The organism is Phocaeicola coprophilus DSM 18228 = JCM 13818, from assembly GCF_000157915.1.
In the GTDB taxonomy this organism is placed as follows: domain Bacteria; phylum Bacteroidota; class Bacteroidia; order Bacteroidales; family Bacteroidaceae; genus Phocaeicola; species Phocaeicola coprophilus.
In genome coordinates, this window is record NZ_EQ973638.1 from 37,970 (window position 1) to 49,743 (window position 11,774).

At 48.6% G+C, this 11,774-nt stretch carries 11 protein-coding genes and 1 pseudogene; 9 read left to right on the top strand and 3 right to left on the bottom strand.

Translation table 11 applies throughout. From position 1 onward, the window contains the following. Positions 1–31 precede the first annotated feature (31 nt). On the bottom strand, positions 32–526 hold the full coding sequence (locus BACCOPRO_RS07380) for a thioredoxin family protein (protein ID WP_008142345.1): 495 nt from the start codon (positions 524–526) through the stop codon (positions 32–34). Between the two features lie 327 nt (positions 527–853). Here BACCOPRO_RS07380 and serB point away from each other — a divergent pair, with 327 nt between their 5' ends. Together serB and BACCOPRO_RS07390 are read left to right on the top strand one after the other, a co-directional pair. Then, a complete protein-coding gene (gene serB, locus BACCOPRO_RS07385) occupies positions 854–2,086 on the top strand; it encodes a phosphoserine phosphatase SerB (protein ID WP_008142349.1) in 1,233 nt (410 codons plus the stop codon). 29 nt (positions 2,087–2,115) lie between these two features. Further along, complete coding sequence (locus BACCOPRO_RS07390; protein WP_008142352.1) at positions 2,116–3,387, top strand: DEAD/DEAH box helicase; 1,272 nt, start codon at positions 2,116–2,118, stop codon at positions 3,385–3,387. Between the two features lie 58 nt (positions 3,388–3,445). Here the strand turns inward: BACCOPRO_RS07390 and BACCOPRO_RS07395 are convergent, their stop codons facing one another. Next, on the bottom strand, positions 3,446–4,258 hold the full coding sequence (locus BACCOPRO_RS07395) for a DUF4738 domain-containing protein (RefSeq protein WP_258460645.1): 813 nt from the start codon (positions 4,256–4,258) through the stop codon (positions 3,446–3,448). Positions 4,259–4,266: 8 nt separating this feature from the next. Continuing rightward, a complete protein-coding gene (locus BACCOPRO_RS07400; RefSeq protein WP_008142356.1) occupies positions 4,267–5,580 on the bottom strand; it encodes a UDP-glucose dehydrogenase family protein in 1,314 nt (437 codons plus the stop codon). Between the two features lie 115 nt (positions 5,581–5,695). Here BACCOPRO_RS07400 and BACCOPRO_RS07405 point away from each other — a divergent pair, with 115 nt between their 5' ends. From BACCOPRO_RS07405 to BACCOPRO_RS07435, 7 genes and pseudogenes are all read left to right on the top strand, one after another. Beyond that, the gene (locus tag BACCOPRO_RS07405) at positions 5,696–6,853 is read left to right on the top strand and encodes an HU domain-containing protein (RefSeq protein ID WP_008142358.1); all 1,158 of its coding nucleotides are present in this window, start codon (positions 5,696–5,698) and stop codon (positions 6,851–6,853) included. 23 nt (positions 6,854–6,876) lie between these two features. Further along, a complete protein-coding gene (locus tag BACCOPRO_RS07410; RefSeq protein ID WP_008142360.1) occupies positions 6,877–7,425 on the top strand; it encodes an FHA domain-containing protein in 549 nt (182 codons plus the stop codon). Next, the gene (cobU, locus tag BACCOPRO_RS07415; protein ID WP_008142362.1) at positions 7,413–7,922 is read left to right on the top strand and encodes a bifunctional adenosylcobinamide kinase/adenosylcobinamide-phosphate guanylyltransferase; all 510 of its coding nucleotides are present in this window, start codon (positions 7,413–7,415) and stop codon (positions 7,920–7,922) included. Before BACCOPRO_RS07410 ends, cobU begins: the two co-directional genes overlap by 13 nt. Positions 7,923–7,926: 4 nt before the next feature. Then, entirely contained in the window at positions 7,927–8,964 is a 1,038-nt protein-coding gene (cobT, locus tag BACCOPRO_RS07420) for a nicotinate-nucleotide--dimethylbenzimidazole phosphoribosyltransferase (protein ID WP_008142363.1), read from the top strand. 3 nt (positions 8,965–8,967) lie between these two features. Further along, positions 8,968–9,696 (top strand): annotated as a pseudogene (locus BACCOPRO_RS07425) (adenosylcobinamide-GDP ribazoletransferase); the annotation flags it as partial. 22 nt (positions 9,697–9,718) lie between these two features. After that, positions 9,719–10,246, top strand: a complete 528-nt coding sequence (gene cobC, locus BACCOPRO_RS07430; protein ID WP_040311305.1) for an alpha-ribazole phosphatase — start codon at positions 9,719–9,721, stop codon at positions 10,244–10,246. Positions 10,247–10,387: 141 nt separating this feature from the next. Further along, positions 10,388–11,774, top strand: a 1,387-nt coding sequence (locus BACCOPRO_RS07435; protein WP_008142369.1) for a 4Fe-4S dicluster domain-containing protein, incomplete at its 3' end; no start/stop codon positions are given.

The following is an 11,774-nucleotide window of genomic DNA, read 5'->3' on the forward strand; positions in this document are numbered from 1 at the left end:
TCAATTTTCTTCTACATCAAGAAACTTCCCATCAATTCAGATAAGAAGCCAATTCGCTTGCGGTTACATTCTTTGCCACAATCACTCCCTCACTATTCAACAGGAAGTTTCTGAAACCGCTTTCCAAGCCATACGACTTGAATATCTTCGAATTTTCACCCTCCATTTCCAGATGACAGCTAGCCGTGTCAATCTGATCCTGCCGAACCGCAGCATTGAAGACAGAGCGGTAACGGTCGAAGGATATGGAGATCATCTTCACCTGGTCCTGATTCTTCAGCAAGTGGCTCAACGCAGCATTCTGCGCTCTTGAAGAAGCATCATAACTGGCCCAAAAGCTCAACAACGTATAATTGCCAGAGGCATCCTGCAGGTTGAGCGGCTGCATTTCATTACAGAGTACCAACTCCGGAGCCTTATCTCCCAAAGCCAGTTTCTCTGTCGGAACACTCTTCTTCGTTGAAGAAAAAGAGATTAAGGAACTGAATACTAATACAACAAAAAACCACTTTACATTTTTAATCATGTAATTTGATTTTAGTTAATACTATCCGGGACTGCCCTTTTACAGTGATTTCTACCCGGAACATTGTCTGTCGCAAAACATCCATGCGAACCCTGTTTCCAGCCTTCTTTGCATATTGTTTCGCTTCTTTTACTTAAGAAATCTGCTGCAAAGGTAAGCCCTTTTGACCATTTTACCAAAAAACAGAAAGAAAAATTATGCTTTTAAACATAAATTCGCACTCTAAATCACATAACGCCCTATTCTTTTTCCCGCAGAAACTAGGGTTCAAAGCATTTAATTCGTACATTTGCGAAGATTACTGCCAAAACAGAGAATAAAAGAAAAATGGAAAACAAAACCGAACTGATATTAATCCGTATCAGCGGCCTGGATCGTCCGGGGCTGACCGCTTCTATTACGGCCATTTTGTCGGAATATGATGTAGACATTATGGATATCGGCCAAGCTGATATTCATAGTACCCTGTCGCTCGGACTACTTTTCAAATGCAAGGAAAAGGATTCGGGCAACATAATGAAAGATCTGCTTTTCAAGGCATCCGCACTGGGCATCAACATCCGCTTCTACCCTATTTCGACTGAGGAATATGAGGAATGGGTAAACATGCAAGGAAAAAACCGTTACATCCTGACATTGCTGGGACGAAAGCTGACTGCCCAGCAAATAGCAGGTGCAACCCGGATATTGGCTGAACAGCAACTGAACATTGACGGCATCCGACGGCTGACCGGACGTATTCCTTTAGACGAGAAAAAAGCAAACGTACGTGCCTGCATCGAATTTTCAGTGCGCGGAACTCCAAAGGACAAAGAAGAACTTCAACGACAACTGATGCAGTTAAGCTCCTCTCTGGCTATGGATTTCTCCTTCCAGCAGGATAATATGTACCGCCGTATGCGCCGGCTGATCTGCTTCGATATGGATTCTACCCTGATCGAAACAGAAGTCATTGACGAACTGGCCATGCGGGCAGGTGTAGGCGATCAGGTCAAAGCTATTACAGAGCGGGCCATGCGAGGGGAAATAGACTTCATTGAAAGCTTCAAGGAACGGGTATCCTTGCTGAAAGGACTGGATGAGAGCGTGATGCGGGAAATCGCCGAAAACCTTCCCATTACAGAGGGAGTGGAGCGCCTGATGTATGTATTGAAACGATACGGATACAAGATCGCCATTCTTTCCGGCGGATTTACCTACTTCGGTAACTACCTGAAAGATAAATTCGGAATAGACTATGTATATGCCAACGAACTCGAAATTATAGACGGGAAGCTGACCGGCCGCTATTTGGGAGACATTGTTGACGGCAAACGCAAAGCAGAATTATTGAGGCTGATTGCACAGGTGGAAAAGGTAGATATCGCTCAGACCATTGCTGTTGGTGACGGCGCCAACGATCTGCCGATGCTATCCATTGCCGGATTGGGCATTGCTTTCCACGCAAAACCTAAAGTGGCCGCCAACGCACGGCAATCCATCAATACCATCGGCCTGGATGGAGTTCTGTATTTCCTGGGATTCAAGGATTCATACCTGGACGAACGTGGCAAACTATAAAATAACCGACTAAAAACAACCCATTTTATATGCAATTTTCAGAATTAAATTTAGAAGATAGCGTCCTCGATGCACTGGATGCCATGAACTTCCGGGAATGTACTCCAGTGCAGGAACATACAATCCCTGTCATTCTTGAAGGAAAAGACCTCATTGGAGTTGCCCAGACCGGAACAGGCAAGACAGCCGCCTATCTGCTCCCTGTACTCAACCAGCTCAGCAAGGGAAATTATCCGGAAGATGCCATCAATTGTATCATTATGGCTCCTACGCGTGAACTGGCCATGCAGATTGACCAGCAGATGGAAGGTTTCTCCTATTTCATGCCGGCTTCCAGTGTTGCAGTCTATGGAGGTAACGACGGAATACGCTTCGAACAGGAGAAAAAAGGGCTTACCTTAGGAGCCGACGTCGTTATTGCCACACCGGGACGACTGATCAGTCACCTTAGCCTGGGCTACGTAGATTTATCCAAAGTTTCCTTCTTCATCCTGGATGAAGCCGACCGTATGCTGGATATGGGATTTGCTGAAGATATCATGCAAATCGTCAAATACCTTCCCAAAGAAAGACAGACGATCATGTTCTCAGCCACCATGCCGACCAAGATCCAGCAACTGGCCAAAACGATTCTGACCAATCCGGTAGAAGTCAAACTGGCTGTATCCAAACCGGCAGAGAAAATCATACAGGCAGCCTACATCTGCTACGAAGCACAGAAGCTGGGAATTATCGAATCACTCTTCAAAGAGCAGCAACCGGAACGTGTCATCATCTTTGCATCCTCCAAAATCAAGGTCAAGGAAGTAACCAAAGCGCTTAAACGCCTGAAGCTGAACGTCGGTGAAATGCATTCTGACCTTGACCAGAGCCAGCGGGAAGCCATCATGCATGAATTCCGGAACGGACGGATCAATATGCTGGTGGCAACCGATATCGTTGCCCGCGGTATTGACATTGACGATATCCGTCTGGTCATCAACTATGACGTACCTCATGACAGCGAGGATTATGTACACCGTATCGGACGTACAGCCCGGGCAAACAACGATGGATGCGCCATTACTTTCGTCAGCGAAACAGAACAGAACAAATTTAAACAGATCGAGAATTTTCTTGAAAAAGAAATCTATAAGATACCGGTACCGGAAGAATTGGGAGAAGCTCCGGCCTATAACCCACGCAGTGCCAAACCTAAAGGCAACAGCCAATCAGCTTCCGGAAAGAAACGGTCCTGTAACGGAAACAGACGGAGAAAGAAAAAGAGTGCTCCGGCCAGCCCGTCACCGGCAAAAGCCTGAATCCGGTTTCAAACTAAAATCCCTTGCCACTGATCAGAGAATAAAGGCAAGGGATTGTTTATTCCACATCCGCAGATGAAAAGGACAGCTGGTCATCCCGGTCAATGGTGAGCTCTACATTGTAACAGGATGCCCCATCCGGAATACACAAGGTGGCCAGATAATGATAGCCTTCAGCATCCACACCAATGAAATCCATATCCGACAGGATAGACATCTTCAGGTAATCATCCGGGACAACTGAGGAAAACATCTGACGAGTGATATCCTTCGCATAAAGGCGTTGCTTTCCCTGATACACACAGATATGAATCACGTTGTCATAATACACGTTGTCCATCGTCAGTCCTTCTTCTGTCAGACTCGGACGAACGACCTTGATACTGGTCGGATTTATATAGACATACCCGCGGTAACGCTTGCCTTGATACATCACAGCCAGGTCCTTGGAGATCACTTCTTTCTTTTCCGGTCCGGTCACAGACAGCGCAACAAAGGCTGAATCATTATCCGACTTGTGCAAAGACACCATGTCTCCTACCGGAGTACGGAACTGCAATGCCTGTTCCTGACAACGCTCCAAAGGATAATGCACTGTTTCCACTCCATAGATGGTCAATGTATCATTCTTCAAATCATATTTTAATGGTGCATTGATCTGACTGGCATAATAAATGCTGTCGCCTTTGATCTTGAAGACAGGAGATTCCGTGTTATCATCCAGCCATACCCCCTGCAGCCATTGCGTATCTGCCAGTGTATCTGCGGCTTGTTCTTCCTGTCTGGCTTCACCTCCCATACAGGCCGGCAAAAGTAGGCAAAAACATCCCATTAAAAAATAATTTCTCATACCCATTCCCTTTATTTTCATACAGTTCCTCATTTCCCGATGCAATGATATACCAGGCCGGCTTCAGCCAGTTCATGAGGATCATAAATATTTCTTCCGTCAAAAATAACCGGATGCTTCATCGTTTTCCGGATCACTCCCCAGGCCGGCAGACGGAATTCTTTCCACTCTGTCACCATCAGCATTGCATCTGCATCCAGCAAGGCATCATACATATCCTTTGCATAATAAATGGAATCACCGATACGGCGTCTGGCTTCGTCCATAGCAGCCGGATCGTATGCACGGATCAGACAGCCGGCTTCCTGCAGCTTTTTGATCAGAACCAGCGCCGGGGCTTCCCGCATATCATCTGTTTCCGGTTTAAAGGCCAGTCCCCATAAAGCAATCGTACGCCCTTTCAGGTCTCCCTGATAATAGGCACTCAGCTTGCGGAACAGAATATCTTTCTGATCCTCATTGACAGCTTCTACCATTTTCAGCACCCGCATCGAATAGCCATGTTCCTCGGCTGTCCTGATCAGGGCCTTGACATCTTTCGGGAAACAGGAACCGCCATATCCGCATCCCGGATAAAGGAATTTACGTCCGATACGCGTATCGGATCCGATTCCGCTACGCACCATATTTACGTCAGCTCCAACCAGTTCACACAGATTGGCAATGTCATTCATAAAGCTGATTCGGGTTGCCAGCATGGAATTGGCAGCATATTTTGTCATCTCGGCAGAAGGGATATCCATAAAAATCACCCGGAAGTTATTCAGCAGGAAAGGACGATACAACTTAGTCATCAGTTCCCTGGCTTTATCCGATTCCACTCCCACTACAACCCGGTCAGGAGTCATAAAGTCATTGATAGCATTACCTTCCTTCAGGAATTCCGGGTTCGAAGCAACATCAAACGGGATCTCCACTCCCCGGGCGGCCTGTTCTCTCCGGATCACTTCCTTTACCTTGCTGGCTGTTCCTACCGGCACCGTACTTTTAGTTACAACAAGTACATAACGCTTCATGCAGGCTCCAATGGTTCGTGCTACTTCCAGTACGTATTTCAGATCTGCACTTCCGTCTTCATTCGGCGGAGTTCCGACTGCAGTAAATACAATCGACACCTGGTCCAGACAATCCTCCAGCGAGGTTCCGAATGTCAGACGCCCGGCCTTTACATTACGCTGTACCATTTCCTCCAGTCCCGGTTCATAAATCGGAATAACCCCTTTCTTCAAGGCTTCGATCTTGGCAGCATTGGTATCAATACAAATAACGTTTGCTCCTGTTTCAGCAAAACATGTACCTGTCACCAACCCTACATATCCGGTTCCCACGATAGCTATATTCATAACTTTGCGTTTTTATTCTTTTTTTTGACGGTGCAAAAATAGAACAAAAAAAAATTCCTTCCGAAAAAAGTGCGGGAAAGATGCGTCAAACGGATAAAAATTGTACATTTGCAGTATGATTGAATTAGCCAAACATATCGAAGTATTACTGCTGGAAAACGATTGCGTAATCGTTCCGGGACTGGGCGGATTCATTGCCCACAACCGTCCGGCAATGTGGCGGACAGACTCCGGAGAGTTTTTCCCGCCTCTGCGTTCCATCGGGTTCAATCCGCAACTGATCATGAACGACGGCCTGCTGGTACAGTCTTACATGCAGGCATACAATACAGATTTTCCGGATGCAACCCGTAAAATTGAAAAAACAGTAGAAACACTGAAGGAAGAACTCTATCAGCGCGGACAGATCGCTCTGCAAGGGATCGGCACCTTATATTATAATATGAAGGGGGGATATGGATTTGAACCGGAAGGGAAAGTGTTTTTCACTCCTTCTCTCTACGGACTGGAACCGTTTTCACTGCCACTTCTGAAAGAGGAAGTGATCACTCCTCAGGTACGTCCTGCTACGATTGTTCCCAAGCCTCATGCCATACCTGCCCAACAGACTTTCCGTACCCGCCATTTCCTCCCGGTACGGCGCTGGTTACAGAATGCCGTAGCTGTTGCAGCAGCCGTCATCCTGTTCTTCATACTCTCTGTTCCTGTTGAGAATACCTATGTAGAGGAAGCTGATTATGCGGCATTGGGATCGGCTGGTTTGTTTGATGTCATTCGTAACCAGTCTCTGGTTGCCAATACCCTGCAGAAGAGCAATCAGCATACCCAGCAGAAGAAAGTCAGAAATAATGTCAATACGCTGAAACCTGTCAAAGTCAAGACTGAAAAGGTTGCCGCTCCGCAAGCAACTTCTGCCAAGGTAACGGCACAGGCCAGCGGAAAGTCTGTGGAAAAACAGACACCCTCCCAGACTCCGGTTCAGAAAAAGTCAGCTCCGGCAAGTCAGGTTTCAGCAAGTCAGACAACCGGCAAGTCTTCAGGCAACAAGGGTTATTACATCATCGCAGCCAGCCTGACAACTGCAGCTGATGCCAACAAGCAGGCTGAAATATTCCGCAAGCAAGGCTATAAGGATGTAGAGGTGCTCGAATCTGCCGGAAGATATCGTGTATCACTGGGTCACTATACGAATCAGGCAGAAGCCTACCGCCAGACTGAGACTCTGAAAAAAGAGAAGGCATTCAGCCAGGCATGGGTGTTTTCTGTTAAATAACCAAAGATAAACTTTGCAAAGTAATGAAAAGAGTAAGATGTCCTAAATGTGACAATTATATACAGTTTGATGAAACAAAATATCAGGAAGGCCAGTCTCTGGTGTTCATCTGCGACAATTGCAAAAAGCAGTTTGGCATCCGGATCGGAAAATCCAAACTGAACGCAGGCAGTCGCCGGGAAGAAGTTATCGACGAAAAGGAAGGAACCGAAAACTGGGGAAACGTTGTTGTCATTGAGAACGTTTTTGCCTTCAAACAGGTTTTCCCCTTGCATGAAGGAGACAATGTTATCGGACGGCGTTCCAAAGGTACGGAAGCCGATATTCCCATCGAAAGCAACGATCCCAGTATGGACCGTCGCCACTGCATCCTGAATGTCAAACGCGACAAGCAGGGACAGATCGTGTATACCCTGCGGGACAACAACAGCATCACCGGCACTTTCCTGATGAACGAATTGCTGGGGCCCAAAGAACGTGTCCGCATAGAAGAAGGCAATATCTTCACCCTGGGAGCTACAACCCTGATTCTGCGGGGAGCAAATTCAAACGACACATCATGCGAAGACTGATCCTGATCACCGGTGGACAGCGCTCGGGAAAGAGCACGTATGCAGAGCAGATGGCCCTTCGCTTGTCCCCGACTCCTGTCTATCTGGCCACGGCCCGCATCTGGGACGAAGAATTCCGCCGGCGGGTACAGATCCATCAGGAACGGAGAGGACCGGAATGGACCAATATCGAAGAAAACAAGGAACTCAGCCGGCATCAGCTTCCGGGAAGGACCATCCTGATTGACTGCGTCACTCTCTGGTGTACCAATTTCTTTTTCGATCTGGAAGGCGACGTCAGCCGGTCACTGGAAGCTGTCAAGGAAGAATTCGACCGCTTCACCGCACAGGACGCAACTTTTATTTTTGTAACCAATGAAATCGGAGCCGGAGGCGTTTCTGAAAACGAAGTGCAACGCAAGTTTACCGACCTGCTGGGATGGGCTAACCAATACATAGCTTCCCGCGCGGACGAAGTTTTCTGGATGGTTTCCGGAATTCCCGTTCAAATCAAATAGACTTATGATGCACTTTTCACCTCAACATCCCGACGAACGGATCCGGCCGCTTCTTCGGGAAAAGATAGACAACCTGACCAAGCCCAAAGGTTCATTGGGCAGACTGGAAGACCTTGCCCTTCAGATCGGCATGATCCAGCAGACCCTTTCACCGGAACTCAAGAAACCATGCAACATTCTTTTCGCCGCAGACCACGGCATCGTGGAAGAGGGAGTCAGCCTCTCTCCGAAGGAAATTACCTGGCAGCAGCTGAGTAACTTTCTGCATGGAGGAGCCGGAATCAATTTCCTGTGCCGCCAGCACGGTTTCCGCCTGTTGCTCGCCGACTCAGGAGTCGACTACGACCTGCCTTATGAACAGGGAATACGCAACCTGAGTGTGGGTAAAGGTACCCGCAACTTTCTGAAAGAAGCAGCCATGTCCCCGGAAGAGTGTCAATTATGCCTGGAACGGGGAGCTTCTCTGGTGGATGAAGTATTCGAAAGCGGCTGCAACGTTGTCAGCTTCGGCGAAATGGGTATCGGAAACACATCGGCTTCGTCCGTGTGGATGCACCTGTTTACCCGGATTCCCCTGGAACAGTGTGTCGGTGCCGGAAGCGGTCTGAATGCAGCCGGAATCTCCCACAAGCTGGATGTACTGAAACGTGCCGTAGCACGCTATAACGGAAACGGAGAACCGCTTGACATCATGGCCGAATACGGCGGCTTTGAAATGGTCATGGCTGCAGGCGGCATGCTGAGAGCAGCTGAACGGAACATGATCATCCTGGTCGACGGTTTTATCATGACCAACTGCATACTGGCTGCATCCCGTCTGCATCCGGAAGTACTGGACTATGCTGTCTTCGGCCATCAGGGTGATGAATCCGGCCACAAACTGGTACTTGACTGGCTGCAGGCCCGTCCTCTGCTGAACCTCGGGCTCCGTCTGGGAGAAGGATCCGGTGCCGTATGTGCCTACCCCATTCTGGAATCAGCCGTACGGATGCTGAATGAGATGGATAACTTTGCCCATGCTTCCATTACCAAATACTTCTGACCGATGAGACTGCTGGCTGCCCTGATCTTTTTTACCCGGCTTCCATTCTGGAGAATAGCCGAAGTTCCACCCCGCTATTACAAAGAGGTTGTCAACTACTGGCCACTGGTCGGCTGGCTGACGGGAGGTGTCATGGCAGGTATCCTTTGGCTGACATCCCATTGTTTTTCGTGGGAAATAGCCGTTCTACTGACCATGCTCTCACGCATTCTGCTCACCGGTGCCCTGCACGAAGACGGACTCGCCGACTTCTGCGACGGCTTTGGAGGAGGAACCACCCGTGAACGCATCCTTTCCATCATGAAAGATTCTCATATCGGCACCTATGGAGTTATCGGACTGATCTGTTATCTGGGAATGTTCTATCTGCTCATATACCGCCTTCCCATGGCTATAGCCCCGTGGCTGATCGTGGGATTCGATACCTGGAGCAAGTTCTGTTCAGCCCAGATCATCAACCTCCTGCCATATACCCGCAAGGAAGAAGAATCCAAAGCCAGAGTTATCTACAACCGGATGAGCCCGGGAAACTGGATCATGGCTTTCATTTGCGGCCTTCTGCCCCTCGTTCCGGCATTACTGGCCTGCCCTTCACTGGTTCTTCTGCTTCCCGTTCCCCTGCTGGTAACTCTGGCGCTGGTTCATCTGATGCGAAAGAAAATCCAGGGCTATACCGGAGACTGCTGTGGAGCAACCTTCCTGCTTTCCGAACTGGCCCTGTACCTTATGTCCAACTGTTTTTCACTCATCTGCCATGAAAGTATATCTCATCAGACATACGGCAGTAGATGTTCCTTCCGGCACATGCTACGGCCAGACCGATGTTCCCTTAAAGTCCACCTTCGAAGCGGAAGCAGCACAAACGCTCCGCAACCTGAGCGGAACCCACTTCGACCATGTATATTCCAGCCCGTTAAGCCGTGCCCGCCGGCTGGCCGGTTATTGCGGCTACCCCGATCCGGAATGTGACGACCGGCTGATGGAAATCAATTTCGGCGAATGGGAAATGCAGCGTTTCGATGCCATCAGTGATCCGCGCCTGCAGGAATGGTTCGACGACTATTTCCACGTAGCAGCAACCGGAGGCGAATCCTTCGAGGATCTATACCGGCGTGTTGCTGCCTTTCTTGACGAATTAAAAAAGAAGCCCTGCCAGGAAGTGGGAATCTTCGCCCACGGCGGCGTACTTATCTGTGCACAGATCTATGCAGGAGCCGTCCAAAAAGAAACAGCCTGGGAACATCTCACTCCCTATGGCGGTGTAATTTCCATAGATCTGTAATCCGTCCAACTAATTGGACCTGCCGTCCGTTTTCTCATCCTGAAAACTTGGAATTTTTACAGGATTGTTTTATTTTTGTAAAATCTTTGAAAAAGAGAAGAATAAAAAAAGGATAACTAACAACTAACAAAACCCTTAATTATGGCTTTTACTAACAACGTAATGATTGTCCGGCACAAGCTACTGGAAAATCTTGTCGCCCTCTGGAAAGAAAACCAACTTGTCGAGAAGATAGACCGCATTCCCATTGAATTCAGCCCGCGCCGTTCACAGGCAGTAGGCCGTTGCTGTATTCACAAGGAACGTGCCGTAACCAAGTACAAATCACTCCCGCTGTTGGGCTGGGACATGAGCGATGAAACCGATGAACTGACTCCCCTATCCGAATATGCAAAGAAGGCGCTCGAACGCCGCGGAAAAATCAAGGAAAACATCCTTTGTGTCATCGATGAAGCTTGTTCTTCCTGCGTACAGGTCAACTACGAAGTAAGTAACCTGTGCCGTGGATGCGTGGCACGAAGCTGCTATATGAACTGTCCGAAAGGTGCCGTCCATTTCGACAAGAAGACCGGCCAGGCTCATATCGACCACGATACCTGTATCAGCTGTGGTATCTGTCACAAGAGCTGCCCGTACCATGCAATCGTCTACATCCCGGTTCCGTGTGAGGAAGCCTGCCCGGTAAAAGCCATCAGCAAAGATGAACATAACATCGAACATATCAACGAAGACAAGTGTATCTATTGCGGCAAGTGTCTGAATGCATGCCCCTTCGGTGCCATCTTCGAAATCTCACAGGTATTTGATATTCTGGAAGCGATCCGTGCCGGTGAAAAACTGATTGCCATTCCGGCTCCGTCTATTCTGGGACAGTTCAAGGCTACCATCGACCAGGTATATGGTGCCCTGAAAGAAGTCGGATTTGCCGATGTCATCGAAGTGGCAGAAGGCGCAATGGAAACAACCAGCAACGAAGCACATGAGTTGCTCGAAAAGCTGGAAGAAGGCCAGAAATTCATGACCACTTCCTGCTGTCCGTCTTACATCGAACTGGTAAACAAACATATTCCTGACATGAAAAAGTATGTTTCTTCTACCGGATCTCCCATGTACTATGCAGCCCGCATCGCCAAGAAGAAATACCCCGATGCAAAGGTTGTTTTCATCGGCCCGTGTATTGCCAAACGCAAGGAAGCACAGCGTGATGAATGTGTGGACTATGTAATGACTTTCGAGGAACTCCACCCGTTGTTCCGCGGACTGGGAATCGAACTGGAACAGGCTACTCCGTATAAGGTTGCCAGAGAATCCGTCTGCGAGGCTCACGGTTTCGCACAGGCCGGAGGTGTTGCCGGTGCCGTACAGGCTTATCTGGGTCCGAAAGCACAAGGCATCAAGGTGCTGCAGTTCTCCGATTTCAACAAGAAGAACATCGGTGTACTGCGTGCATACGCCAAGACTGGCAAGGTAGATGCCCAGTTCATCGAAATGATGGCCTGCGAAGGCGGATGCGTTACGGGCCCGAGTG